The 26,424-nt window shown below is 33.6% G+C and carries 22 protein-coding genes; 12 read left to right on the top strand and 10 right to left on the bottom strand.

Features of this window, described 5'->3' with window-relative positions:
* Positions 1-78: 78 nt before the first annotated feature.
* The 7 genes from AC1DVP_RS10895 to AC1DVP_RS10865 all read right to left on the bottom strand — a co-directional run bounded on the left by AC1DVP_RS10895 (position 79) and on the right by AC1DVP_RS10865 (position 10,297).
* A complete protein-coding gene (locus tag AC1DVP_RS10895) occupies positions 79-1,734 on the bottom strand; it encodes an ATP-binding protein (RefSeq protein ID WP_477183498.1) in 1,656 nt (551 codons plus the stop codon).
* 44 nt (positions 1,735-1,778) lie between these two features.
* Positions 1,779-2,291 (bottom strand): hypothetical protein, encoded by a 513-nt coding sequence (locus AC1DVP_RS10890; protein ID WP_477183497.1) that lies wholly within the window; start codon positions 2,289-2,291, stop codon positions 1,779-1,781.
* A 65-nt stretch (positions 2,292-2,356) separates the two neighbouring features.
* The gene (gene hsdR / locus AC1DVP_RS10885; protein WP_477183496.1) at positions 2,357-4,807 is read right to left on the bottom strand and encodes an EcoAI/FtnUII family type I restriction enzme subunit R; all 2,451 of its coding nucleotides are present in this window, start codon (positions 4,805-4,807) and stop codon (positions 2,357-2,359) included.
* Positions 4,808-5,249: 442 nt separating this feature from the next.
* Positions 5,250-7,409, bottom strand: a complete 2,160-nt coding sequence (locus AC1DVP_RS10880; RefSeq protein WP_477183495.1) for a VapE domain-containing protein — start codon at positions 7,407-7,409, stop codon at positions 5,250-5,252.
* A gap of 97 nt (positions 7,410-7,506) precedes the next feature.
* Positions 7,507-7,788: a helix-turn-helix domain-containing protein gene (locus AC1DVP_RS10875; protein WP_073371263.1), complete on the bottom strand. Its 282-nt coding sequence runs from the start codon at positions 7,786-7,788 to the stop codon at positions 7,507-7,509.
* Positions 7,789-7,877: 89 nt separating this feature from the next.
* Positions 7,878-8,777, bottom strand: coding sequence for a hypothetical protein (locus AC1DVP_RS10870; protein ID WP_477183494.1), 900 nt, complete (start codon positions 8,775-8,777; stop codon positions 7,878-7,880).
* A gap of 302 nt (positions 8,778-9,079) precedes the next feature.
* Positions 9,080-10,297 (bottom strand): phage integrase SAM-like domain-containing protein, encoded by a 1,218-nt coding sequence (locus AC1DVP_RS10865; protein ID WP_477183493.1) that lies wholly within the window; start codon positions 10,295-10,297, stop codon positions 9,080-9,082.
* Between the two features lie 539 nt (positions 10,298-10,836).
* Here AC1DVP_RS10865 and AC1DVP_RS10860 point away from each other — a divergent pair.
* The 5 genes from AC1DVP_RS10860 to AC1DVP_RS10840 all read left to right on the top strand — a co-directional run bounded on the left by AC1DVP_RS10860 (position 10,837) and on the right by AC1DVP_RS10840 (position 17,068).
* On the top strand, positions 10,837-11,430 hold the full coding sequence (locus AC1DVP_RS10860; protein WP_477183492.1) for a TetR/AcrR family transcriptional regulator: 594 nt from the start codon (positions 10,837-10,839) through the stop codon (positions 11,428-11,430).
* A 301-nt stretch (positions 11,431-11,731) separates the two neighbouring features.
* The gene (locus tag AC1DVP_RS10855) at positions 11,732-11,947 is read left to right on the top strand and encodes a DUF2798 domain-containing protein (RefSeq protein WP_477183491.1); all 216 of its coding nucleotides are present in this window, start codon (positions 11,732-11,734) and stop codon (positions 11,945-11,947) included.
* A gap of 6 nt (positions 11,948-11,953) precedes the next feature.
* A complete protein-coding gene (fabF, locus tag AC1DVP_RS10850; RefSeq protein ID WP_477183490.1) occupies positions 11,954-13,192 on the top strand; it encodes a beta-ketoacyl-ACP synthase II in 1,239 nt (412 codons plus the stop codon).
* Positions 13,193-13,675: 483 nt separating this feature from the next.
* Positions 13,676-14,752 (top strand): peptide chain release factor 1, encoded by a 1,077-nt coding sequence (gene prfA, locus AC1DVP_RS10845; RefSeq protein ID WP_477183489.1) that lies wholly within the window; start codon positions 13,676-13,678, stop codon positions 14,750-14,752.
* Between the two features lie 117 nt (positions 14,753-14,869).
* The gene (locus tag AC1DVP_RS10840; protein WP_477183488.1) at positions 14,870-17,068 is read left to right on the top strand and encodes a DUF5723 family protein; all 2,199 of its coding nucleotides are present in this window, start codon (positions 14,870-14,872) and stop codon (positions 17,066-17,068) included.
* An 81-nt stretch (positions 17,069-17,149) separates the two neighbouring features.
* Here AC1DVP_RS10840 and AC1DVP_RS10835 read toward each other — a convergent pair whose 3' ends face one another.
* Together AC1DVP_RS10835 and AC1DVP_RS10830 are read right to left on the bottom strand one after the other, a co-directional pair.
* Positions 17,150-17,824 carry a hypothetical protein gene (locus tag AC1DVP_RS10835; protein ID WP_477183487.1) on the bottom strand — a complete coding sequence of 225 codons (675 nt, stop codon included), beginning with the start codon at positions 17,822-17,824 and terminating at the stop codon, positions 17,150-17,152.
* Between the two features lie 62 nt (positions 17,825-17,886).
* Positions 17,887-18,534 carry a porin family protein gene (locus AC1DVP_RS10830; protein WP_477183486.1) on the bottom strand — a complete coding sequence of 216 codons (648 nt, stop codon included), beginning with the start codon at positions 18,532-18,534 and terminating at the stop codon, positions 17,887-17,889.
* A gap of 527 nt (positions 18,535-19,061) precedes the next feature.
* On the opposite strand from AC1DVP_RS10830, the gene pyrF reads away from it, so the two are divergent.
* The 3 genes from pyrF to AC1DVP_RS10815 all read left to right on the top strand — a co-directional run bounded on the left by pyrF (position 19,062) and on the right by AC1DVP_RS10815 (position 21,634).
* Complete coding sequence (gene pyrF, locus AC1DVP_RS10825; protein ID WP_477183485.1) at positions 19,062-19,886, top strand: orotidine-5'-phosphate decarboxylase; 825 nt, start codon at positions 19,062-19,064, stop codon at positions 19,884-19,886.
* Between the two features lie 61 nt (positions 19,887-19,947).
* On the top strand, positions 19,948-20,742 hold the full coding sequence (locus AC1DVP_RS10820; protein ID WP_477183484.1) for an ABC transporter substrate-binding protein: 795 nt from the start codon (positions 19,948-19,950) through the stop codon (positions 20,740-20,742).
* A 106-nt stretch (positions 20,743-20,848) separates the two neighbouring features.
* A complete protein-coding gene (locus tag AC1DVP_RS10815) occupies positions 20,849-21,634 on the top strand; it encodes an alpha/beta fold hydrolase (RefSeq protein WP_477183483.1) in 786 nt (261 codons plus the stop codon).
* 235 nt (positions 21,635-21,869) lie between these two features.
* Here AC1DVP_RS10815 and AC1DVP_RS10810 read toward each other — a convergent pair whose 3' ends face one another.
* Positions 21,870-22,598, bottom strand: a complete 729-nt coding sequence (locus AC1DVP_RS10810) for a DUF4197 domain-containing protein (protein WP_477183482.1) — start codon at positions 22,596-22,598, stop codon at positions 21,870-21,872.
* A gap of 190 nt (positions 22,599-22,788) precedes the next feature.
* On the opposite strand from AC1DVP_RS10810, the gene AC1DVP_RS10805 reads away from it, so the two are divergent.
* The 4 genes from AC1DVP_RS10805 (at position 22,789) to AC1DVP_RS10790 (ending at position 26,424) form a co-directional block, all read left to right on the top strand.
* Positions 22,789-23,445 (top strand): VOC family protein, encoded by a 657-nt coding sequence (locus AC1DVP_RS10805; protein ID WP_477183481.1) that lies wholly within the window; start codon positions 22,789-22,791, stop codon positions 23,443-23,445.
* A 29-nt stretch (positions 23,446-23,474) separates the two neighbouring features.
* A complete protein-coding gene (locus AC1DVP_RS10800) occupies positions 23,475-24,518 on the top strand; it encodes a methyltransferase (protein WP_477183480.1) in 1,044 nt (347 codons plus the stop codon).
* Between the two features lie 295 nt (positions 24,519-24,813).
* Entirely contained in the window at positions 24,814-25,896 is a 1,083-nt protein-coding gene (locus tag AC1DVP_RS10795; protein WP_477183479.1) for a helix-turn-helix domain-containing protein, read from the top strand.
* A 108-nt stretch (positions 25,897-26,004) separates the two neighbouring features.
* Positions 26,005-26,424 carry a nuclear transport factor 2 family protein gene (locus AC1DVP_RS10790; protein ID WP_477183478.1) on the top strand — a complete coding sequence of 140 codons (420 nt, stop codon included), beginning with the start codon at positions 26,005-26,007 and terminating at the stop codon, positions 26,422-26,424.

Below are 26,424 nucleotides of genomic sequence, written 5' to 3'. Positions count from 1 at the left end.
TATCTACTCGAAAAAAATAATATAAAACACTTGTTTTTAAGTGATTACACTTGTTTTTAAGTGATGTTTATCTTTCATTTATCTTTTTTTTGCCAAAAAATAAACTCTGTTTTTATTTGCCCCACCAAAATCAAGTACTTCTTCTTTTACCATTTTAAAAATGCACTTCCTAACATCGGCAATAGCAACATCTCCAATCTTTGAATGAATAGTTGAAGCAGAAATATTTGGTGTCATTTTGAGAACTTCTTCAATTAAAGCTTTCAATCTGGGTTGCTCAATGGTTTTTAAAGTAGGCTTAATGTTGATTTTAGAACTCGCAATCAGTTTAGGATTAATCAAGTATTCTCTGCCTTTCTTTTCGCCTCTATTTATGATAATAGACTGACTAGAGAGTTTTGAAATATAGGATCTTAAACGATCTTCATCGGTTAGTTGTAATTCTTTGGTTAGTTGTGTTGCTAATATTTTTTTATGGCGTGTAATTACTCCAAGTGCTATAAACTCTTTTTGTGACAATTGATAGTTTTTCGCAATGAAATCTAGCAATAAAACAGCTTCTTCGTCTAAGATTTTTGAATATTGGGTTACCGAAGTCGCATTATAATCTGAAATAGGTATTGGAAATGCTTTAGCATCACGACTTGTGATTTCATAGATTAAATTATATCCCGTTCCTTCTCCTTCCATTAATTTTAAATCATGAAGGATTCTTATTAAATGTGGATTTCTTCTGTAAGTGGTATGCAGGATATTGTCTTTAGTAATACCTAAAGGCAATCCACCAGGATTTGTTATCTCGAGTCTGTCTTGGTATACTTTTATGAAAATATCGCCTGAAATAGTATAGCTCTTGTGGGCAATTGCATTGATAAGTAATTCTCTAATCAATCGGGCATCATAATGTCTGATTTTATTTCGAAATAACCCTAGAGGGAATTCATCGTAGTAGGTTAGCTCAATTGCTTCTTTTTCAATTTCTAAAAGTAATTCTTTTGGGTTTTTTGAATAATCCTGCCAATCTTCTTTTCTGACTTTTTTTTCCAAATCATCATACACAATGTATTGGACTGTTAAAGGATATACTAATCGGCTTCTTTGTGAGGCTGTACCGAGCCATAAAACGCCAAGATTAGTCAGCTTTCCTTTGTCGATAAGGTTGTAATGCTCAATTATTTCAATGTCTGAAAGGTCTTTGATATTTTGTTTTACCCTGTCTGACTTTCTGATTTCATCTGCAAACCATTGCATATTTATTTGAGGAATTTCAGTGTAAGAAACATTTCGGGGTTGCAATTCCCATTGAAAGGCATCTTTTTCACTTGCTAAACGAACAATGTCTTCACTTCTTGCTGGTTGAGATTGATCTCCAATTCTGATATAGATTTTACCGTCTGCAGTTGTAGCAACTGATTTTAATGTTGGGTAAACTGTAATAGTGAAAAAATCACTCCCATTAGTATGGCTTTCTATTTCACCAAGTTGAAAACCTACATTAAAACAAAGTGATTTTAGTCGGGTAACCGTTTCGTTTGCAGTTTTAACTGATATAGTTTGATTTAATGGTGGTTGTTTGTCTTTGTCTTCAATACCAATAACAATTTTACCGCCATGCACATTAGCAAAAGCGACACTAGTTACCGCAAGGTCTCTTAATCCTTCCGATTTGAGTTTTCCTGCTGTATCTAATACCTTCTTTAAGCTTTTATAATCAATACTAATACCTTCTTCCATCTTTATCTACTAGGCTTTTATCTATAATTAAACTTTTCTTCTTTTTAATGACCACTTCTACCCAATAAAGGTTTGTAATAATTGTGTAATGCTGTTTCTAATAATTCGATTAGCGTTTTTTGCTCTTCGTGGTCTTTGATTCCTAATTTTTCAAAATCAATTGAAGTATAATATAATTCTAATTTGACTTGCGATAAATCCGAGAATTGTAGCCAACTTCGGAGTTGCAAGGAATATGTTTTTTCTGAAACTAGTCCTAAATGTTGCCTTATTCTGTTTTTGAACGACCCGCTTGATTTTCCTATATAAAGTGTTGTGTTTTCATCTACAGCATGATTCGAATTTACTTTAGGATATTTTACTTTTTTTCTTGTTTCCTTTATTGTTTGTATTCTATTGCAAAAAGAAATGTTACTTCCTTTTTCGCCAAAATCTATAATTTTAAAAACATAGATTACATTTTTTAGATCTAGGCTTTTTAGATCAATCTTATTGTAATTGAGAAAATCAAATTCTACTTTTTGAAAATCTTCAATTAGCTTGACTGTATCTATCATTTTGTTAAGTTCATTGAGAATCTTCAATTTATGATTTTCTGCATGAATTTTTAAATCAATAACCATTAAGCGAAGCTTTTATATAATTCTATTTCTAATTCTTTAACTGCTTCTAAATATTTTTGTTTGCTACCAAATTCTTTAATGATTTCTAAAGGCGAACCGAAATCGTCAAATGGTTTTACTCTTAAAACATCAATACTTTCAATATTCACAACCCCTTCATCTGCATATTTGTCTAATAACGTTTCCATTACTTTACGTGCTTGTTCTCCATATTTAGAAAAGTAATTGCGCTTTTTTACATTATTAGCTCTTTCTTTTCTAGTTAATGGTGGCTGGTCATAGGCTACATGACAGATTAAATCAAACAAATCGACTTGTTTGTCAACCGCATCATATAGTGCCTCAACCATAATGCCTTGTTCTTCTAATTCTTTGATAATGGCTTCTTTTTTATCGGCTTTGTTCCAAGTCAGTAAAAAATCTTCTAACGAAGCATACTTTCCATTTATGATTTCTTTGGTATGATCTTTTAAGCTAATAGTTATTGGTTTTCCATTTGAATCAAAAAATAATTCTCTACTAACTAAAACAGAAACATTTACGCCATTGATATATTGTTTTTCTCTTTTTATATATTCTGTATTAGGTTCATTAACCGGATTCCTGATTTCGGGTTTTGCAATTATAATTTCAGCACCAGTTACATCATCAATAATTGGAGAGTTTTCATTCTCTTCTTCATCAATAATGGTAGTTAAATCGGTTTCTTCAGTAATGGGTTTTACTCTTAATGGGTCTCCATCAAAAGCAGGATCGGCAAAATTATCCGTAGCATTTCTAAAGTCCAATATTGTAAAATAAAGCTTGTCAAATTCTTCATTAATTCTTGTCCCGCGACCAACAATTTGTTTGAACTTTGTCATAGAATTGATGTTAGCATCTAACACAATTACTTTACAGGTTTGTGCATCAACACCAGTAGTCATTAACTCGGAAGTGGTTGCAATAACTGGATATTTTTCTTCTGGATTAATGAAATTATCCAGTTCCCGTTTGCCTTCTTCATTATCGCCTGTAATTTGCATTACATACTTATAATTTTCTGCAACTAAATCGGCATTGTGTTTTGCAATTGCATTCCGCATACGCTCGGCATGGTCAATATCAACACAGAAAATAATTGTTTTAGCAAAACGGTCTAATCCTTTTAGGTATTCAGTTACTTTTTGAGCAACAATATCTGTTCGTTCATCTATAACTAATTTTCTATCAAAATCTTTACGATTGTAAATACGGTCTTCAATTTCTTTACCTTCCTTGTCCGTTTTTCCTTGTTGTGGGCGATATCCTTCTGCATCGACATTTAAAGCTACTCTAATTACCTTGTACGGAGCTAAAAAGCCATCATCAATTCCTTGTTTTAGAGAATAGGTATAAACAGGTTCTCCAAAGTATTCTGTATTGCTGGTTTCTTTAGTTTCTCTTGGTGTAGCCGTTAAACCAATGTGGGTTGCTTTGTTAAAGTAGGTCAGTATTTCTCTCCAAGCACTATCTTCATTTGCACTACCACGGTGGCACTCATCAATAACAATTAAATCAAAAAAATCAGGAGAAAAATCTTTGTAGGCATCTTCAATCCCTGGTTCATTATTTGTTAATCCTTGATACAATCCCAGAAAGACTTCATAAGCTTTATCGGAAGTGTCAATTCCTCTTTTTTTATTACTGACCAATTCGTCTTTTCCGTTTCCATTTGAAATGACTTTCTTTTTGATGATAGTCATTTTGTCTTTGAAATGTTTGAAGTCTCCTTTTCGGGTTTGGTCAATAAGAGCCGTTCTATCAGCTAAAAAGAGAATTCTCTTTTTGGTTCTCGATTTCCACAACCGATATATAATTTGAAAAGCGGTATAGGTTTTTCCTGTACCTGTTGCCATCACAAGTATAATTCTATCCTGACCATTTGCAATAGCTTCAACAGTTCTGTTTACAGCTATTTGTTGGTAGTATCTTGGTTTTCTGCCAGAACCATCTGAAAAGTATTTTTGTAATGCTATTTTTTCTCCTTCGGATGTAGCTATGTTTTTGTATTGTTTGTATTTCTCCCACAAATCTTCTGGGCTAGGAAATTCATCTAAAGAGAGTTCTGTTTCAATATTCGAATCATTTACAGTTCTATCGTGAAACAAAAAACCATCACCGTTACTACTAAAAACACAAGGAATATCTAAAATTACAGCATATCCTAAAGCTTGTTGAATACCTGACCGAATAGAATGTTTGTTGTCTTTTGCTTCAATTACTGCTACAGGATTATCTTGGTAATACAGAATGTAATCAGCTCGTTTGCGTTCCCCTCTAGCGGTTAACTTTCCTCTTACATAGATTTTACCATCAGTAAAGAATACTTCCTCTAAAATTTGTTTATGCAAATCCCAACCTGCTTTTTGTAAAGCAGGTGTTATAAATTTTGTGCAGATGTCTCTTTCTGATAAATCCTTTTTACTCATTTGATTCCGCTTTAGTAATCAATAATTTGACAGCAAATTTTATAATTACAACTGTTTCTATTATAGAAATTAGAAGTTTAATTTTTAATAAAAAACAAATAGTTACAAACATACGAAAAAGCAGACGAAAGAAAATGAGGAGAAACGTAAACGGATAAAAAAAATAGAAAAATAACGCAGAAATATTTAGGGTAAGGAGGGTAACCAAATTTTGAGTAAAATATTTTTAGTTCTTTCAGTTTTGAAACTTTCGGATTTATCCGAAGAAAACAACGCAAAACGAAACAGCAGTTGTTTTGATTTGCGTTGTTTTGTGATTATGTTGCCTGATTTTTTCTTTTGAAAAAAAACAAAAAAAGTTTCAACGTTTTTTGCTTACCCACCTTACCCTATGAAATTGACGAAAACTAAAGTATTTCAAACCATTACTTAAAACAACTAGTTATTCTGCAATTTCTTTGTTTTTATTATCTACTTCCTCCCAAGAGTTTTCAAATACTGCATAGACAAATATTCCATTCTTTTTTAAGCGTTCGAAGTTGTGCTTCTTGAGTGCTTTTCCGAGTTTATTAATCGTTCCATCGTTTAGATTTAATTTTGCCCTATCTGCCAGTTTGGAAGCAATTTGAGATGCATTAAGAAAAAGCATCCCACCAATGTTTCCTCCTGATGCTTGTGGTGTTAAAATGTTGCCCTCTTTGTCAACAAATTGATTATCCTCGTTTCTTATAATTGGTTCAAACCAAGTTAAAAGCAATTCTTCTTCTGGGCTTCGAAGTTGGTATTGTTCGTTACTTTCTGTAATGGCTTTTATTTCTTCCTGGTCAAACCAAAACTTAAAGCCACTTTTGAAAAGATATAAAGCTTGTGAAAAAGCCATATTAATATCTACATCGTGCTGGTATTGTATGCCTTCTAATTCAAAACATAGAAATCGTCTGCTTCCTGTACTGTCGTTTAAGAATTGGGCTGTGTTGACACTTCCTGCAAAGGATGCCCTTCGGGGCATTGTTTCGTTGTTATGTCCGTAGGCTTTACGCATTCTGATTTGTGTTTTAGTGATAATTTCTTTTAGTGATCCAATTTCTGAACGGTTTAGGTTTTCGAGTTCGTCCAAGTTGATTAACATACATTCTGCCAGCTGAACCAACGTATCTTTATTGTTTGGGTTGATGGTTCCGGAAAACAAATACTCTTTCAATTGTTTTGGAACGAGTTTTTCTACCCAAGTTGTTTTTCCTAATCCTTGTTTGCCACTAAATACAATTACGGTGTGATTTATCACTTTATCATCCAGTACACATCCGACCATTGCAACCAACCATTTTTTGAAGCATTGTTGCCAAAGGTCTTGTTTGGTTGTTGTGATTGTATTGGCTAATTCGGTAATGTAATCGGTCTTTTCGTCATAGGATGGTAAATTGAAAAAGTAATCTTCAAATGGATTGTACAGTTCACAAAAATCAGAATAAAGCAAATTTCTTAATGAAGATAAATTGGTTTTGATTCGTCCTTTTAAACACTCCCGAAGCATTGAGTTTTCGATAAAATCATTCATTACATTCCACTTCTTTTTACCGAAATATTGAAATTCTAATTTGCCCGAAACTATGTTATGACGAAATATATATTTGTTTGATAAAAACAGTTCTAAACGGTCTATTTGGGTTGGTTTTGGTTTGTCTTCGTCGTCTTCATCGTAATCGGAAGTTGTAGGTTGTGTGTTCTTGGTTGTAGGTTTCTTTTGTTTGTGGTTCGTTTCATTCGTTCCAAATTCTTGAATGTTCCCGTAAGCACTGTTTACCGCTTGGGTTACTTCCTTTTCGTCATATCCAAAATCTGTTAGAATGTTTCCTAGAGCTTCGTGAAGTGAAACGCCTTTCCGGTTTAGGTTACACGCCAATTGATGTACAAATACGTTTCGACTGCCATTCACGAATTGTACTTTTTTTTCGGTGAATTTTATGCAGTGGTTGTAGACTGCTCCGCTGTTGTTGGTTGTGAGTTGTTGGTTGTCGGTTGGAAGATCTTCGACAGGCTCAACTTGACAAGGGGCAGGTTTGACAGTTGTGAATACTGTGGCGTTTTCATTCAGATATAAATTTTCATCGGAAGAATAAAAGCATAATCTGGTTACATCTTTTCCGGACTTATCGATTTCCAGATTTAATAATTTTTCATAATACTCCTGGATCAATAAGAATGTTTCTTTGTGTTCGGTTTTTGGAGTGTCAATTTTTACTAGAATTTTTAATCCGTTTCCAGAAGGACTAATGAAACTGGCGAAAGTGAATTCACTTTGATTAGCCAAATGCGACGCATTTTGCAAATCGGGAGCACTTAATTTATCAATGTCAAGAATTATGCAATTGGAATATTCTGCCAAGAATTCCAATTTACGACCTCCAACAAATTTTGCTGAAGGTGTAAATGCAGGAAGTGATTTTTTGGCTTTGTCGTAGGCTTCTTGTTTGTTTTCTGACAATGATTTTCGAAGATAAACAATGGCGTGTCTGTATTTGCCAGTTTTGATTTCCTCTAAAATTGTTAGAAGGGATTTGTGTTCTACAACTTCGTTGAAGTTTTTAAATATTGTTACCATAAGTATAGTGTTCGGTGATCAGTTATTAGTATTCAGTTAAGTTGTATTGACAAATTTGCATTTGCATACTTCGTAGGTTCTGTAGTAACTGATTCTTTTATTTTCCTTTGAAAGATTTGTTGTAATGCTCGGTTAGGAGTTTTTCCACATCAGATAATTTGTAGTAGATTTTGTTTCCGACTTGACTAAAGGAAATTTTGCCTTCGTCTCTCCAGGTTTGTGCGGTACGTTTTGAAATTTTCATCAGAAGAAGGAATTCCTGATTGTCTAGAAAAGTTTCTTTCTTAGGGTCAGCCTTTGTAGAAAGTTGGCTTTGAATTGCGTCTAATTTGCTCATTAGATCTGTGAACTGGTCTTTTGTGAAGATAATTGCATCCATTTTTAAAGTTTTTTAAATGTTATGGTGCAAATGTGAGAAGTGTAAAAAAGTCCTGAAGTCCCAAAATAGTCCCGCGGGACTATTTTGTTTTAAAGGAGTTTGTCAATGTCTATTCTTTTATGAGGTTTCGGACGTTTATCGCCTCTAGAAGGTTTGAGTATTGTTTCGACCGTTTGGGGACTTATTTCGTTTCCGTCTTTGTCAACGAATGAATTTACGATCATTGCAACCATATCATTAATGTTTCCATCGATAATGGGTTTCCCATTGGAAAACAACTCTCGGTATAATTGATAATATATGTCGACAAACTGATTTACATTACAATTGAATTGGATTTTATTAATTTGCTTTTGACAGTTGCAGTTATTGGATTTCGCTTTTTCAAGTTCGAATTTTAATTTTCCAATTTCATAAATTTGTTCAATTTCTTTACTGCATTGTTTGTCAAATAAAGGTATTTTTTGATTGATGAATTCAATATTTGATTGTCTGTATTCGTGTTTTTCTTTAGTTAACAACAATATTTTTTGTTTATCGCAGGGAGTTTTTTCTAGTTGTTTTTTAAGCTCATAAAAAGAAAAGTAGCGGTCTTCATTTTCCGCATTGATATATTTTTTAGGCGTGTTTATTTTAGAATCTTTTACGCTCGAAGATTGCAAATCGCTTTGTTTTTTCTCAATAAGATAAAAGAGTTTATGGTAACGGCTTAAAGCACATTTTCCTGTAAATAATGATTCATTATTTGCTATTAGTTTTTCAAGTTCGTTAAGCCAGACAACAGGTTCTTTTACTAAATTAGATTGGTAGTTTATAAATGCTGGGAATTCGGATTGAGTGAGTTCAAAAATTTTGTCAATTAAAGCATTGCAATACTTTTGCAATGTAACTTTATCGTCAAGAATAATATCAAAATCAGGATTTAAAGATTGTGTAGATTTTACTACTATCATTTCTACAAACGAAGCTGTTTGAATGTGTTGTTCCATAGAATACAGGGGCAATTGTTATTTTATGTTTTTACATACGTTTTGAAATAGAATTTGTGTGCTATTTCGTTGTTGTTGTTAACTTGTAATTTGCTTGTTTTCAAGTTTCTTACTCCTTTATTTCGATTCTATTTCATTCGAAAATGATTCTTCTCTTTAAGCTAAATTAGAAATAAAAAAAAATCCTTTTACAAAGGATTTCATAATTTTTTATTAATGTTTTAGTGAGATTTTAACTACTATACACTTTTTGAGGTTTTAACGGGTATTTGTGAATTTTATTACATTTTATTCAAAGAAAATTAAAATATGTAATTGTCAACTGCCTTATCTAATTCTTCACTAATGATTTTCGCATAAACTTGTGTTGTGCTTATATCACGATGATCCATAAGTTTAGAAACGTGCTCAATTCTCATTCCATTATTTAAAGCATTAGTAGCAAAACTATGTCTTGATAAGTGAAATGAAAGGTCGAAAGGAAGTTCAATTTTTTCTCCTAATTTTTTTAAATGCCAATTTGCTAATTTATTGAAACCTGCTGTTTGAAAGTAACGTTTGGCTTCATTGTTTAAATAACCTTCTTTGTCTACTATAACTGGAAAGATAAAATCATCGTGATTGGCGTTTGTCTTTTTATATTTTTCAAGAATGTCTATGGCTACTTTTCCAATCTTGAATTGATGAACTCTTCCCGTTTTACGAATGTGTTTTTGTATTTTATGTTCGGCTTCATTGTAATTGGAATATTGCATTTCAATAACATCACTAAAACGCAATCCACCTGCATAAATGGAGAATAGAAATAAATCTCTCCACATCATCGCTTTTTTGCCTTCTATGAGCTTTAATTGAGTTAAATTGTCAATCTGTTTCTTGTTTAGAAATAATCTTTTAGATGCGCTGATTTTTAAAGTCACTTTACTGAAAGGAAACATCGTTTCGGGAATTACTTCTTCTCTGATAGCATCCCTAAATATGGTTCCGAGTACAATGATTGAAAGTCGTTGCGTTGTATCTCCGTTGCCTAATGTATTGCTTAAATGAAATTTATAGTCGTTTAATAAAGCTACCGTAATTTCATCAAAATACACATCCTTTGTTCCCATATATTTTTCAAATTTATCAATCTGGGAGGTGTATGCTCTGTAAGTGGAATAAGAAACAGTGCTTTTGATTTTCTCTAATCTCTTTCTGGCATATTCAAAAAAGTTTGGCACTTCTTTTCCTTTGATAGCTTCTTTGAGTTTCTTTACGGATACTGTTTTTGTTTTGCGTTCCATATCGGCAACCTGTCCTTCAGCATCTGCAATTTTTTGAGATAATGAGGCATTCATCCTGGCACTGTTCGAATGGTTCTTTTTTACTTTCTGCTTTGCTTCATCCCATTCGCTCTCTTTAAGCTTCACTCCAGCAGTGATAAATTTCGTTTTTCTATCTTTTATAATTCGGATATACAAAGGGCTGTGTCCAGTTTGGTCTGCCTGATGTGTTCTTAAAATTAGCTTAACAGATGCCATAATAAAGAGAATTTAGGAATGTTGTACTATATTTGTAAACTGATGAAAAGAAGCGAAGCCATTGAAAAATAAGGGGTTTCAATCGGGTGCATCGTAATACGAAGGTACAACAATAGGTACAACAAAACAAGTATTTCGATGCTTTTTTATGCTTTATTCTGCATTTGTAAAAAATACAATGTCAGTAAATACAGTACTTTAGGTGCAAATCGGATGGTTGGATGAAAAGTTGTAGATAACTTGTATATATGCGAAACAAACTTTCGTTTATATATCCTAAATTAGGTAGATTGGCACTATTTTGCAGGCTTTGTTAATTCCTCAAATATATGAATTAATACCAAAAACACTCATGAAAAAAGATTCAGTTTTATTTCTATTTTCAAAAGCAACTCCTTTTGATTCAGGTATGTTGCGGGAAACCGTAAAGACTATTTTTGCATGTATATGATTGTCGCATATTTTTTTAATAAAAAAATATACCGTTCGGTATTATTTCATATCTTTGTCCAATAAATTTTTAGTATTATCTTTTTAAAATGTCAAAAGCAGAACAAACACGTCAACTGATCATAGAAAAAACAGCCTCCCTTTTTAATAAAAATGGATATGCAGGAACGTCTTTGTCTGATATTACAGCTGCAACCGGACTTACAAAAGGAAGTATATACGGGAATTTTAAAAATAAAGAAGAAGTTATTATTGCTGTATTTAAGCATAGTTCAGGGGAATTAGCAAAGAAATTAGATGAGGCTATTTCGATAGAAAATGAGGCGTACAACCAATTGATTGCATTTACTGATTTTTATCGTAATAATTGGTCTTCGATTTTTGAAAAGGGAGGATGCGCATTACTGAATTCAGCGACAGAAGTAGATGATGCGATGCCTTTTATGAAAACAACAGTTCAAAATTCGTTTGTCAATTGGGCTAATAATGTGGCAAAAATCATTGAATTGGGCATTGAAAAAAAAGAGTTTAGGAAAGAAATTAATCCAAAGGATTATGCTAATACATTTATAATGCTAATTGAAGGTGGTATTTTGCTTTCCAAATTGGCAAATAAACCGGATAATTTATACCTAGCTTTAAACAGAGTCGTTAAAATTATTAATGAAGAAATAGTAGAATAAAAAAATTTAGTCAAAAAMATACCGATTGGTATATTTAAAAAAATCAATAAAATGAAAACAACAAATAAAACCGTTTTGATCTCAGGGGGGGAGTGCATGTATTTCACCCGTTGTAGTAGCCGAACAGTTTGTTGCAGGACTAGAACAGAATGAATTTGAAATTAGGGTTGGACAAACCGAAGATATCTATCGTTTATACCTGTCTTCTCCAGAAGAAGCACTTCAGCTGATGAACCAAAAACAAGAATTCAGAAAATGACTTCGTAATATAATATCCATAATATTTTAAAAAATAGAATCCATGAAAGAAAAAATTGCATTTGCATTGATAATGGGAATAGTTACAACGGGAATTATTTCTTTTACATTGATATCGATAAATCTTGGCTGGGCCCATTTACATTTAGCTGTTTGGTTAAAATCTTGGCTAGTAGCTTATTTAATCGTGATTCCTGCCATCTTAATTATTTCGCCATTTGTTGAAAAAATGGTAAGCTTTTTAATTCCTAAAAAATAATATAAAATGAAACGAGTTGTAATTACAGGATTAGGAACCATAAATCCGTTGGGAAATGATGTGGCATCTTTTTGGAAAAACAGTCTTGAAGGAAAAAGCAGTACAGGCATCATCACCCGTTTTGACGCTTCAAAATTCCGTACGCAAATTGCTGCTGAAATAAAGGATTTTGAACCCCAAAAATATCTGGATCGAAACGAAATAAAGCGCAGCGATTTGTTTACGCAATATGCATTATACAGTGCATCACAGGCTTTGGAAGATTCCGGATTGGATATTTCTAAAATTGATCCTTTCGATATTGGCGTAATTTGGGGAGTTGGACAAGGCGGAATGGAAACTTTTGAATCCGAAGTTGAAAATTATGTAACGGGAAATTATATTCCACGTTTCAGTCCGTTTTTTGTACCTCGATTGATTGTGAATATGGCTTCTGGAATGATTTCTATGAAATTTGGCCTGCAAGGGATTAATTACACCACGGTTTCTGCTTGTGCTACTTCTAATACTGCCATTATGGATGCCTTTAATTATATCCGTCTTGGCAAAGCCAAAATATTTGTAAGCGGTGGTTCGGAAGCGCCTATTACTGCGGCTTCGGTTGGCGGTTTTTGTGCTATGAAAGCGATGTCTGCCAGAAATAACGATCCGTTCACAGCAAGCCGTCCTTTTGATAGAGACCGTGATGGTTTTGTGATGGGGGAAGGAGCAGGAGCATTGATTTTGGAAGAGTATGAACACGCCAAAAAACGCGGAGCCAAAATTTATGCCGAATTAGTTGGTGCATCAATGACTGCAGATGCATATCACATGACATCACCGCATCCTGAAGGTTTAGGCGCTGCCAAAGCGATGCAATTGGCTCTGGAAGAAGCAAAACTCAATATATCACAACTGGATTATTTGAATTTGCATGCTACTTCAACGCCTGTTGGAGATATTGCCGAATTGAAAGCAGTGAATAAAACGTTCAAAGGTTCGAAAAACTTGTGGGTAAGTTCCAGCAAATCAATGACAGGGCATTTGCTGGGAGCAGCGGGAGCAATTGAAGCTATTCTGGCTATAAAATCAATCAATGAAAATACAATTCCGCCTACTATCAACATCGAAAATATTGATCCCGAAATTCCTGAAAATATTCAAATCGTAAGAAATGAACCTTTGCAAAAAAATATACAAACAGCAATGAGCAATGCTTTTGGCTTTGGCGGACATAATTCTACTTTGATTTTTCAGGAAGTATAGGTTTGTTCTTTGTTAAGTGCTGTATTAAAAGAAAAAATGCTCCGTAAAGTCTCATCACTTTACGGAGCATTTCACACTTTTAAACAATACTTTATTGAGCGAGGCGGTAAAAATCACACAAGGTCACCCTTTTTAGGCAGCCAAGTATAAAAAACATTATTTAGTTAATTTTTCAAAAAGATAATCTAAATACCAAATGGATGTAATAATGTTTTGGTTTTGTGTTTTCAAAAGTAAATTCTTTTTATTCAGTAATTTTACGAGAAACCGTAAAAGCTGTTTTTTGGCACAAATGTCTTAGCTCTGATTACTTCGTCAATTCCTTCGCTCGTATGAAGCGGTATCCTTTTTCTTGCGCCTTTTGGCAAGAAAAAGATACAAGCGGATAGCAGGAAACAGCTCCTGAAAAACTCAAAATTTTAATGATAGAATTTTCAACAAAAATTTTGTAATTTTGCAGTCCAAAAAAAAAGGAACGAGAAAATGTTAGATAGACTTCAATATGTAAAACAGCGTTTTGACGAGATTTCGGATTTGATTATTCAGCCGGATGTTATCGCTGATCAAAAACGGTATGTGCTGCTTAACCAGGAATACAAAAGTATTAAAGCCTTGGTTGAAAAGCGTGAAGAATATGTTTTGGTATTGGCCAACATTGAGGAAGCCAATGAAATTATTGCCGACGGCAGTGATGCCGATATGGTGGAAATGGCCAAAATGCAATTGGACGAAGCCAAAGAAAGACTGCCGGAACTGGAAGATGAAATCAAATTCATGCTAATCCCGAAAGATCCTGAAGATGCCAAAAACGTAATGGTGGAGATCCGCGCTGGAACGGGTGGGGACGAAGCGAGTATTTTTGCAGGGGATTTGTTCAGAATGTACACTAAATATTGTGAAGGGCAAGGCTGGAGAACTTCGGTTGTGGATATGAACGAAGGAACATCTGGCGGTTTCAAAGAGGTTATTTTTGAGGTTACTGGAGAGGATGTTTATGGAACGCTGAAGTTTGAAGCGGGTGTTCACCGTGTGCAGCGTGTTCCCCAAACGGAAACTCAAGGTCGTGTGCATACATCAGCAGCAACAGTTATGGTGCTTCCAGAAGCAGAGGAATTTGATGTGCAGATTGATATGAACGATGTTCGTGTGGATTTTTTCTGTTCATCTGGACCTGGAGGACAATCGGTAAACACTACGAAATCGGCAGTACGTTTAACGCACATTCCGACTGGATTGGTGGCGCAATGTCAGGATCAAAAATCACAGCATAAAAATAAAGACAAAGCGTTGACGGTTTTGCGTTCTCGTTTGTACGAAATGGAATTGGCCAAAAAACAGGCTGAAGATGCTACCAAACGTACTTCTCAAGTAAGTTCAGGTGACCGTTCGGCTAAGATTCGTACTTACAATTATGCTCAAGGACGTGTAACAGATCATAGAGTTGGTTTGACTTTATATGATTTAGGAAATATCATGAACGGTGATATCCAGAAAATTGTTGACGAACTGCAGTTGGTTAACAATATGGAGAAATTAAAAGAAGCCAGTGAAGTTTTCTAATAAAATTTGATTGAATAATAACACTTAGTTAGTTGTAAAAAAGCTGATTAAGTGTTTTTTTTGTGCTGATTTAAAAATATAATAAAAATTGTATTAATAATAACTAAAATCTATTAGATGAAAAAATCATTATTGTTTTTAATTGTTTTGTTTTCAATTGTAAAAGCAAATGCCCAATCCTATATGGGTTACATTCCGGATAATTATGCTGGAGTTCAAGGAGTTCTTTTTAATCCGGCATCTATTGTTGATTCCCGTTTTAAAACGGATATTAATCTGTTTTCTGCCAGCGGAACTTTGACCAATGATTTTTATGGTCTAAGCTTATTCGATTTGTCAAAAGATTCTTATGAGGTTAATAGAGACGGAGCTAGAACCCCTGCTAAAAATAATGGGGGATTTGTTTTTTCTGATGTGATGGGACCTTCATTTATGTTTAATATAGCTCCAAAACATTCTCTTGCTCTTTATACCAGAGCAAGAGCTGTTGTGAATTTAGTAGACATAAACGGAGAATTATATGATAAGGTGAAAGACGGTATTGATGACGCTTCTAGTTTTGATATTCCTGTGGGAAGCCCAAATTTTGTAGGACATGCGTGGGGTGAAGTTGGATTGTCTTATGCTGCTGTTTTATGGCAAAGCAAACAGCATTTTCTAAAAGGTGGTCTTACTGCTAAATATTTAGTTGGAGGTGTTAATTCTTATGCAAAAGGAAGTAATGTAAATGCAAAATTTAATAAAACAAATAATCCTTTAACCAGCACACTTACTACTAAGGGTGAACTTGTTTTAGGCACCAGCCAGGATTATATTACCGGCGATGAGGATGTGAAATTTGACTCTGAATCAAAGGGGTATGGTGCAGATTTTGGTTTGATATACGAATGGAGACCAGATTATGAATCATATGATTTAAAAAAGGCCACAGCTGTAGATAATAATTTTAGAGACTTAAATAAATATAAATTGCGTTTTGGCCTTTCTGTGACTGATTTAGGATCGATTAAATATAAAAATGTAAAAAGAGAAGTTTATGATTTAAACAAAACAATCAGTCAGGCGAATGTTGAAAATGCTGACAATATCGAAGACTTTTTAAACCTTTATAATAATCCGGTTACGACTTATAAAGACGAGAATGTTAATTTGCCTGCAGTAGCGCATATGGATATTGATTGGAATATGCACAAGAAATTCTATTTGAATTTAAATGGAAATCTTAGTTTAGCAAATAAATCTAATTTAAATACATCAAGCACTGCAAATATTTGGGTTTTAACTCCCCGATATGAAACGAGATGGTTTACATTCTCACTGCCAATAAATTATATGGAATACAGTGGCATGCAGGTAGGAACCGGATTGCGTTTTGGACCGCTTTTTGTTGGTTCAAGTTCATTGATTACCAATGTGTTTTCAAAAGAATCAAAAGCGGCTGATGTTTATTTTGGTTTCAAGATACCGGTCTATCAAAAGAAATTTAAAGATACTGATGAAGATGGTATTTTAGATAATGATGATTCCTGTCCAAAGCTTGCAGGACCAATTGAAAATAAAGGCTGTCCTTGGCCGGATACTGATGCAGATACTGTTACAGATAATGATGATGCTTGTCCTACTGTTGCAGGTTCAGCTGAAAATAAAGGATGCCCTTGGGGTGATGCTGATAAAGATACTGTTCTTGATAATGTTGATGCTTGTCCAAATATTGCAGGACCGGTTGAAAATAAAGGCTGTCCTTGGCCGGATACTGATGGCGATTCAGTGCTGGATAAAGATGATAAATGCCCTAACGAAAAAGGATTGGCTGCTAATGCCGGCTGTCCTGAACTTGATGCAGATAAAGACGGTGTTCTTGATAAAGAAGATGAGTGTCCTACTGTTGCTGGACCTGCCAGTAATAAAGGCTGTCCAGAGGTAACTAAAGAAGCATTAAAAGAACTTAAAGTTCAAGCGAGAGCTGTGTTCTTTGTTACTGGAAAAGCGGTTTTACAAACAGCCGATAAGGGCCAGACAGATGGAAGATTGGATGCTATTAAAGAAATTATCAAAAATTATCCAAATGCTAAATTCTCTATTGAAGGGCATACTGATAACGTAGGAAACGCAATAGCTAATCAAAAACTTTCTGAAGCGAGAGCAAAAGCAGTTATGGATGCATTAGTTGCTAAAGGAGTTAATCCTGAAAATTTAACGTATAAAGGATTTGGAGCAACCAAACCAGTTGCCAGCAATAAAACGGCAGCGGGAAGAGCTCAAAATAGAAGAACTGAAGTTATCCACGTAGGAACTGTCTACGAAGGGAAATTATAATTTCGTTTTTATATAATAAAAAAATGAGGTCTGTACGACCTCATTTTTTTTATAAAATACTTTATCCCCCGAGAAAGTAAATTATTTTTTTGCTTCAGCATTTTCTTCTGATTTTGCTCCCATTCTATTAACGGTATACATTGGGGCAAACTTAAGTTTTAGTAGCGCAATTTTATTATTGTCATGACTGGTTAAACCTTCTTTTTCAACTGTGTTTTTTCTTGAATCTAATGCTTCATAAACCAATTTAATTTCATCCCAATCTTCACGAGAATAAGAATCTTTATTTTTTTTGACTGTATTTACGAAGTTCTCATACACACTTAGTATATTGTCTTTGTTAACCCAATTGAACTTCATGTCATCATTAACATAATTTTCGCCAAACAAAATTTTATATTTATTGGTTTTAGCGTCAGCAGCACCAGCATCAGCATCGGTTTTTTCTTTTTCAGATAAAATGTTGGTTTTGAATTCTTCATATCTGAGTGATGCAGTATTTAAGCTGTCCTGCAGTTTTGTTTTGTCGGTTGCGGCTGCCAATGAAATTTCGGCCTCCGATTTCAATCTTGCATAATCACTTTCAATTATGGCCCAGTTTTCTATGGCCTTTTCTTGTTGGACATTGCTTAAGGAATCGATATAACTGCTGTAAGCATCTAATGATTTTTGTGCTTTTTCCTGTTTTTCATCTTTACATGATGCAAAAGCTAGTACAGTTGCTATTATTACGAATGTTAATTTTAAATTTTTCATTTTATAAGTATTTTAATTATTAGATTATTTTAAACTCATTTTCTGTTTTTTAAGATGTGATGCTAATTTAATTTATAGGACATATATAAGCTTAAATTGCTGTTTTTTCCGTTTGGTATAGTATATGCTGTACCAGCAAAGTCTCTTTCTTTTCCTACTGTTGAAAGTCCGTAATTATAACGGATGCCAAGCCCCAGTACATCAAAACCGAAGCCAACACCGCCAGAAATGCCAACATCAAATTTATTGAAATCATTATTGTCATAATCGTTTTCAAAGTCTATTGCATTACCGTTTGCATCGTTATTTACTTCGGCGTCTATTAAGTAAGCAAAATAAGGACCCGCATGAACACTCAGGTTTTCTGTTATATTTACTTTTAGTAAAGCAGGGACTTCTATATAGTTCAATTTAAATTGTGTTTTCCCTGTGATAATTGCATTGTTATATGTTAATTCCCCTCCTTTTCGGCTGTATAAAATCTCGGGTTGAACGGAGATAATATCACCAATTGGGAATGCACCGTAAAGACCGGCATTAAAGCTTGTCAAGATATTGTTGTCATCGACTTCGGCATTATAAATATTAGAAAAATTTACTCCTCCTTTTATTCCAAATTGCGGCTCATTAGAATTTGTCTGTGCCTGAACATTGATTAATGATAATCCTATAAAAGCAATAGTGGCTAAAAATTTAATTTGGTTTTTCATAAGTTTTAGTTTTTATTAGTTTCTATACTACATACAAAGGTGGGTTAGATGAAAGGTTCTTATGTTATATTGTATTTTTGTTGTTTTATATAATTCCCATTTAGGTAAAATAACATACAAATAAAATAAAAAAACTTTCATATTTAGGAAAATTTGTGTTATTTTTCTATAAGGAAGTGTTTAGTTTTGAAGGTTTTGCATTTGTATTGCCTTAAGTTCCTTATTCGATTTTTGGACTGTCTGTAGAATAAAGAGCCCAAATAGTGATTAGTAAAAAAAAAAAGACAGCTCAATTTTGTTAACTGGCAGGACTAATTACAAATCAGTAATCCATTTTGTAATTTCATCCTTTAATTTCTGTGGTCTTCGCAATGTTTTTATTAGTTCATAGAATCATCCCCATGATGTTCATTACAAATTTATGTCAGTTTAGCTTCAAGCTTCTTACACAATTGCTGAGGAATGTTGTAAAATTTCAAGTTTTTTAGATTCAACTTTGTAAATTTGCGCCCAGAACTAAATTTGACATGACAACACAACAGCTTTGCGAGCAGATCAAAATAAAAAAATCATTTCTATGCGTAGGTTTAGATGTAGATTTGAATAAAATTCCACAACATTTATTAGAATCCGAAGATCCAATTTTCGAATTTAATAAGGCTATCATAGATGCTACACATGATTTGGCTGTGGCATATAAACCTAATGTTGCTTTTTTTGAAGCCTATGGAATAAAAGGATGGACTTCTCTGCAAAAGACTATTGATTATATCAACGAGAAGCATCCTGAAATTTTCACCATCGCCGATGCTAAAAGAGGCGATATTGGAAATACATCTTCAATGTATGCTAAAGCATTTTTTGAGGATTTAAATTTTGACAGTGTTACTGTTGCTCCTTATATGGGAAAAGATTCAGTAGAGCCTTTTCTTGCATTCGAAAACAAGCATACCATAATGCTGGCGTTGACATCTAATGAAGGCGCTTTTGATTTTCAGACTTTGCAGGTAAATGGAAAAGAGCTGTATAAGCAGGTATTGGAAACATCCAAGACTTGGAAAAATTCTGAAAATCTAATGTATGTGATTGGCGCTACCAAAGCCGAATATTTTACCGAAGTCCGAAAAATTGTTCCCGATAGTTTCTTGCTGGTGCCAGGTGTTGGCGCACAAGGCGGGAGCCTTTCAGAAGTATGCAAATACGGTATGAATGACAATGTTGGATTGTTGATTAATTCTTCCCGTGCGATCATTTATGCTTCCAGCGGAACCGATTTTGCCAATTTTGCAAGAATTGAAGCTTTAAAAATGCAGCAGGAAATGGAAGAAATTTTGAAGGGTTTAAAAGTTTAAGGATTCAAAAGTTTAAAGTTATTCCGCTTTGAGTGTTAAACAATTTAAACTTTTAGACAAAATGAAACAATTCATAGATCAACTCGGAATATCTCATACATTTGAATCTTCTCCTAAGCGGATCATTTCTCTCGTGCCTTCCCAAACCGAATTGCTGTATGATTTGGGTTTGGAAGAAAGGATAGTTGGAATCACTAAATTTTGCGTGCATCCCTATCATCTGAAATCAACGAAGAAAATAGTTGGCGGAACTAAAAAAGTGAATTACGACAAAATCCGTTCATTAAATCCCGATATTATTATTTGCAATAAAGAAGAGAACACCAAGGAAATAGTGGATGAACTGCGGAAGATTTGTTCAGTTTGGGTAACCGATATTTTAACTTTAGAGGATAATTTCCAAATGATAACCGACTTCGGCGAGCTTTTTGATAAAAGAACCGAAGCCCGAAAATGGAATGATAAATTGGCTTTTGCCTTGAGCGGCTTTAAAAATTTTATCAAAGACATTCCAGTTAGGAAAGTGGCTTATTTCATTTGGAAAAAACCCTATATGGCAGCTGGTTCAGGAACTTTTATAGATGAGTTGCTAAAGCTGAATCATTTTCAGAATCATTATGCTTCTCAAGGAAGATATCCCGAAATAGAACTTGAAAAAATGGATGTTGACGGAAGGTTGGATCTGATTTTACTTTCCTCAGAGCCGTTTCCGTTTAAAGCTGAGGATGGATTTGAAATGATGAAAGACTCCGTTAATGCCAAAGTAATTTTGGTTGACGGGGAAATGTTTTCTTGGTATGGAAGCCGATTAATAAAGGCTTTAGAATATTTTAAATATTTGCATAATAGTATTTAGTAAAGAAATAACAAGATTACTCTTGATTGTGATAGTCTAAGAAGTCAAGGAATATGATGCCTAGGAACTCTAGAAAAGAACTATATTTGCCCCAAAAAAAACATAAGTGATTAATTACACAGTATATAAGAACGAGAATAGCGAACAATGGGTCACATTTGTGCATGGTGCCGGAGGAAGCTCGTCTATTTGGTTTAAACAAATAAGGGATTTTAAAAAAAGCTACAACATTCTGTTATTGGATTTAAGAGGTCATGGAGAATCCAAAACAACTTTGAAAACGGCTTTCAAGCAAAAATATACTTTTTCGGCTTTAGCCAATGATATACTTGAAGTTTTGAATCATCTGAAAATAGAGAAATCACATTTTGTCGGAATATCATTAGGAACAATCCTGATTCGTCAACTGGCCGAAATGTATCCGGATAGAGTACAGAGCATGATTCTTGGAGGCGCTATCTTAAAAATGAATTTTCGTTCTCAAATTTTAATGCGTTTGGGAAATACTTTTAAGTATGTATTGCCTTATTTAGTATTATACAAGTTTTTTGCTTTTGTGATAATGCCTAAAAAAAGCCATAAGCAATCCCGATCTCTTTTTATTACAGAAGCTAAGAAACTGTATCAAAAGGAATTTATAAAATGGTTTAAGCTAACGGCTGAGATAAATCCTGTACTAAAGTGGTTCAGACAGGTAGAATTAAATATTCCTACGCTTTATGTTATGGGTGAAGAAGATTATATGTTCCTGCCAGCTGTCCGCAAAGTAGTGGAAAGCCATTATCGATCTTCACAATTATTTGTAATCGAAAATTGCGGGCATGTTGTAAATGTGGAGCAGCCAAATGCTTTCAATACGGCAGTTTTGTCTTTTATACATACAGCTAAGTAAATCGGGCAGTGAGCCTAAATAAAAAATGCCTGCACCATATAGATGCAGGCAATTTTATAACTAACCAAAACCAAAATAATAAATAACCAGTTTATTACATTGCAAAGATCAGTATAATGTTTATGTGTTGCTGTTAAGGAACTGTTATTAGTTATTGATGAAAAGTTAAGTTTTCAAATTTAATTTTAACATATTAATTTTCTTATTTTTTTATCAATTCTTAACTGCCTGATTTCTATTGCTGTTTTTTGTCCTGCAGTGCAAATACTTTCTTTAAAACATTTGATGTTCTGGCATTGATGTCAGTTCTAATATTTTTTTCTTCAACAGTGATCATTTTAAAAACGCCATCGAGAGCTTTGTTGGTTACATAATCGGTAAGGTCAGGGTTTACTTTGGTGACAAACGGTATGGTGTTGTATTGCTTTATTATTTTTGTCCAAATTATATCAGCACCAACTTTCCCAATCGATTGTTGAACAACTGGATTGAATTTTGCATATAGCGAAGTTGTAGTAGCTGACTGCAGATAAACCGTTGCAGTATTTTCATTTCCAAGCAAGATGCTTTTAGCATCGGTTATGGTTATATTTTTAATTGCTGAAACAAATATAGGCGTAGCTTCTTTTACGGCATCTTCGGCAGCTCTATTTAAAGCTAGGATACCTTCATCTGCTAATTTTGACATACCCATTTTTCGCAAAGTTTTGTCTAGTTTGGCTAATTCCTCTGGCATTAGAATTTTTACCGCTTCATTTTTATAAAAGCCATCCATAGCAGTTAGTTTGGATACTTGGACAGAAACTCCCTTGTTGAGAGCCTCTTTTAAACCTGCTGCAATGTCAAGACTGCTGTTTGATTTTGTAACAGCATTTATTTTATCGGTGGCTTTGGTTAAAATATCTTTGAATTGTGCATTGCAGATTGCTGGTAGGATTAAGAGCAGGAGTAGGGCTTTTTTCATTTTGATTTAATTTTTTTTCAAAAATAGGCAAACTATATGGACTGATGAAGGGCAATTTGCCGGTGAAATAAAAAAAGGATTGATTTAGTAGGTAATAATCGCTTGGATTTATTTGTTATATTTGTAATAAATTGAAATATAGATACTTATGTGTTTTTTGTAGAGTAAGGGTAATTGCAATTTTAAAAAGATGAATATACTGGAATTGGAATTATTGTCGGATAATATTCCCGAAACCGAATCTTTTTACAACAGGGTTTTGGGATTGGATACTTTATATGGAGATTGCAACAGTGTTTCATTCAATGCAGGGAGCACAAAACTGACTTTTCATTCTTCCCAAAATGTAAAGCCGGTTTATCATTTTGCTTTTGATGTCCCCAACAATAAATTACTGGAAGCCTTCTCTTGGATAGAAGGCAAAACAGAAATCATGTATGTGATTCCGCCCGATAAAATTGCCGATTTCTACAATTGGAATGCTAAGTCCTTTTATTTTTATGACAATAACGGAAATATATTGGAGTTCATTGCGAGAAACGATTTGGATAACGCTTCTGAAAAACCGTTTGATGGTAAATCTATTCTGTCGGTAAGCGAGATTGGATTGGTTTCCAGAAATGCAGTTATACAATGCGATGAACTTTTTGAAAAATATGGATTAACGCCCTATTCAAAACAGCCCAAATTGCCCAAATTTATTGTTTTAGGAACGGTAACGGGACTTTTTATCCTTGTGGAAGAAAACAGGGATTGGTATCCCACCTCTAAAAAATCGAAATCATTTTGGACAAAAGTGGTTTTTAATCATAATAGAGAAATTAAAGTATTGGAAGTTTTAGAATGAATTAAATCAAAATTAAATCAGACAAAAAAATGGAAAATCAAGACAACCAGCCATCTCCGGCTAGTATTATGCAAATCGGCTCCGGATTTTGGACCTCAAAACTGCTTTTGGCAGCAGTAAAATTTCAATTGTTCTCGAAACTTGACGAAAAGGAATCGATGACAGCTCAGCAAATAAAGACGATGTTGAATCTGAAGTGTACTGATATTCATTTGTATGATTTTTTAGATGCTTTAACGGGACTTGGATTTCTCAATAGGAAAGGGCTTTTGGAGTCGGCTGTTTATTCGAATAGTATCAATTCCGATGCTTTTCTGGTTATAAATAAGCCGGCCTATATAGGAGGAATGCTCGAAATGCTGAATAATCGTTTGTATCAGTTTTGGGGGAATTTGGAGGATGGTTTGCTTACTGGTTTACCGCAAAATGAAATTAAGGCAGGAGATGATAATTTGTTTGACGAACTCTACAAATCACCAGAAAGATTATTGGAGTTTATCAATGCGATGGGAAGTATCCAAATGGGGAATTTTAATGCCTTTGCCCAGCAGTTTGATTTTTCAAAATACAAAACCTTGACGGATGTTGGCGGATGCGGTGCTGCATTGTCCACTACGGTTGCCAAGCACCAACCGCATATGAAATGCACTAGTTTTGATCTTCCTGTTGTTGAGCCTATAGCAAAAGAAAAAATTGCAAAAACACCTTTTTCGGATAGGGTTGTAACCGCAAGTGGTGATTTTTTTACTGATCAGTTTCCAAAAGCAGATGTCGTGGTAATGGGAAATATACTTCACGATTGGGATGAACCAAAGAAATTAGCGCTTCTTCAAAAAGCTTATGATGCTCTTCCCGAAGGAGGTGCATTTGTAGCCATAGAAAATGTGATTGATGATGATCGATCCAAAAATGTTTTTGGGATGATGATGAGTTTGAATATGCTGATAGAAACAGGAACTGGGTTTGATTATACTTTTTCCAGTTTTAATAAATGGACCAAAAGCGTGGGTTTCAAATCAACTTCGATTGTTCCTTTGACAGGCTCTGCAAGTGCAGCTATTGCTTATAAGTAATTTAAGAGTTAAAAAATCTGCTGAATCTGTATGAAAAAAAGACATACAATTTCAGTAGATTAAAAAGTGAAAAAAGGTTGTGTTTCCTAAGAAAACACAACCTTTTGTTATTATAAATCATTCTAAGTAATATAATTTAGAGGATCCTAATTTTATAAATTAAATCCTATATTTGATGGGTTTGTAAAACAAAAATATCAACTTGAAGCAAAACTGACTAATTTTACCAGTTGCTAATGGCATATTTATGAAATGGAGATCAAAGTGTTGAATATCAAAATAAAGAAAAAAGAACATGTTTAAAATTAATTTCACAAAAGAACTTCTGTTTTTTTTTAGTGCATTGGGTACATTCAATGGCTTGATTTTGAGTTGCTATTTTTTCTTTTTCACTAAGAAGAAATACCTGTCTAATTATTTTTTAGGGTTATTGTTATTGGTATTAAGCATCAGAATCGGGAAATCATTTTTTTTGTTCTTCAAACCTGATTTGCCAAGGATTTATTTGCAAATTGGGCTTTCTGCTTGTTTTTTTATTGGACCTGCATTATTTTATTTTGTAAAATCATCCATAGAGCAAACTATCGTTATTCCCAGCAAATGGAAATGGAATTTTGTTGTTTTATTAGCTGTTATTTTGCCTATTGGGATAGCATTTCCGTTTGAAGCTTATCCGAAATTTTGGGGTGTATATTTCGTGAAAATAATTTACTTACAATGGTTTGTTTTTATCTTGGCAACTGGATTTTTACTCAAAGCAATTCTTTTTAAATTATTTTCAAAACCTAAAATTGCAACAGAGAGTAATATTAGCGGGTTCGAAAAATGGTTGCTAAGTATCTATGGCAGTAATATCCTAATTTTTGCTTCCTATGTTTTAAGTTTACTGCCAATCAATTATCCAATTTACATTAGTGGTTCAATTGCTTATACGTTTATCTTGTACATCTTCATATTAAAACTCTTATACAGAAAAAAAACAGATGATTTATTTTCAGCTAGTTCAAATAAATACGGTAATAAAAAAGTAGATAATGACACGGCTGTTGTCTTGATTGAAAAACTACATCAATTAATGTCGGAAAAAAAACTTTACCAAAATGCCAATCTTACCCTAGGCGAATTATCAAAAGAAATTAATATTTCGGCACACCAGTTATCACAAGTCTTAAATGACAATATGGGGAAAAACTTTACGGCTTTTATCAACGAGTATCGCATAAACGAAGCATGTGATATTATAGTTTCAGATAACAAATTAACATTAGAAGGTATTGGATATGAAGTTGGATTTAATTCCAAATCTACTTTCTTTTCTGCTTTTAAGAAATTAAAAGGCACAACTCCTGCCATTTTTCTTCAAAATGCGGTTAAATAGTTCAGATATATAAATCCGTACTAGTAATTTCTAATTCCGATCCTTGAATTGATTGATGTTTTGCAATTTTGCAGTACTAATGATAATTATACTAAAATTTTGAAAAGCATGAAAAAAACAACAATGGGTCTAATGATTTTAGGCAGTAGCCTCTTTGCAAATGCGCAAAATCAAGAAAAAGTTCTTCTTGAAAAAACGATCCAAACCTATTTTGATGGATGGATGACGGGAGATACAATTAAAATAGGAAAAGCAATGCATTTAACTTGTCAACTAAAAGTCATAAAAGACAATCAAATGGCAGAATATGACCGAAAAACATATTTAAAGGGGTTTAGGCTACGTCCTAAATTAGAAAATTCGCAAGGAAGAATCATAAATATTGATATAACTGGCAACATTGCATCAGCAAAATGCGAAATTGAAACGCCACAGCATTTATTCACAGATTATTTTAATATGATGAAATTAAATGGTGAATGGTATATAGTCGATAAAATTGCTGGCAATATTCTTAAAACTAAATAA

Source organism: Flavobacterium sp. P3_A6, assembly GCF_056403035.1.
Note: the sequence above shows the minus strand (reverse complement) of the source record. Positions and strands in the feature narration are given on the sequence as shown.

Coding starts and splice junctions, on each gene's coding strand:
- AC1DVP_RS10835 (WP_477183487.1), bottom strand. CDS start 17,824: ATGAAAAATTTAAAATTAACATTCGTAATAATAGCAACTGTACTAGCT.
- AC1DVP_RS10810 (WP_477183482.1), bottom strand. CDS start 22,598: ATGAAAAAAGCCCTACTCCTGCTCTTAATCCTACCAGCAATCTGCAAT.
- AC1DVP_RS10865 (WP_477183493.1), bottom strand. CDS start 10,297: ATGGCATCTGTTAAGCTAATTTTAAGAACACATCAGGCAGACCAAACT.
- AC1DVP_RS10860 (WP_477183492.1), top strand. CDS start 10,837: ATGTCAAAAGCAGAACAAACACGTCAACTGATCATAGAAAAAACAGCC.
- AC1DVP_RS10895 (WP_477183498.1), bottom strand. CDS start 1,734: ATGGAAGAAGGTATTAGTATTGATTATAAAAGCTTAAAGAAGGTATTA.
- AC1DVP_RS10800 (WP_477183480.1), top strand. CDS start 23,475: ATGGAAAATCAAGACAACCAGCCATCTCCGGCTAGTATTATGCAAATC.
- fabF (WP_477183490.1), top strand. CDS start 11,954: ATGAAACGAGTTGTAATTACAGGATTAGGAACCATAAATCCGTTGGGA.
- AC1DVP_RS10795 (WP_477183479.1), top strand. CDS start 24,814: ATGTTTAAAATTAATTTCACAAAAGAACTTCTGTTTTTTTTTAGTGCA.
- AC1DVP_RS10855 (WP_477183491.1), top strand. CDS start 11,732: ATGAAAGAAAAAATTGCATTTGCATTGATAATGGGAATAGTTACAACG.
- AC1DVP_RS10820 (WP_477183484.1), top strand. CDS start 19,948: ATGAAACAATTCATAGATCAACTCGGAATATCTCATACATTTGAATCT.
- pyrF (WP_477183485.1), top strand. CDS start 19,062: ATGACAACACAACAGCTTTGCGAGCAGATCAAAATAAAAAAATCATTT.
- AC1DVP_RS10880 (WP_477183495.1), bottom strand. CDS start 7,409: ATGGTAACAATATTTAAAAACTTCAACGAAGTTGTAGAACACAAATCC.
- AC1DVP_RS10890 (WP_477183497.1), bottom strand. CDS start 2,291: ATGATAGATACAGTCAAGCTAATTGAAGATTTTCAAAAAGTAGAATTT.
- AC1DVP_RS10830 (WP_477183486.1), bottom strand. CDS start 18,534: ATGAAAAACCAAATTAAATTTTTAGCCACTATTGCTTTTATAGGATTA.
- hsdR (WP_477183496.1), bottom strand. CDS start 4,807: ATGAGTAAAAAGGATTTATCAGAAAGAGACATCTGCACAAAATTTATA.
- AC1DVP_RS10875 (WP_073371263.1), bottom strand. CDS start 7,788: ATGGATGCAATTATCTTCACAAAAGACCAGTTCACAGATCTAATGAGC.
- AC1DVP_RS10790 (WP_477183478.1), top strand. CDS start 26,005: ATGAAAAAAACAACAATGGGTCTAATGATTTTAGGCAGTAGCCTCTTT.
- prfA (WP_477183489.1), top strand. CDS start 13,676: ATGTTAGATAGACTTCAATATGTAAAACAGCGTTTTGACGAGATTTCG.
- AC1DVP_RS10870 (WP_477183494.1), bottom strand. CDS start 8,777: ATGGAACAACACATTCAAACAGCTTCGTTTGTAGAAATGATAGTAGTA.
- AC1DVP_RS10805 (WP_477183481.1), top strand. CDS start 22,789: ATGAATATACTGGAATTGGAATTATTGTCGGATAATATTCCCGAAACC.
- AC1DVP_RS10840 (WP_477183488.1), top strand. CDS start 14,870: ATGAAAAAATCATTATTGTTTTTAATTGTTTTGTTTTCAATTGTAAAA.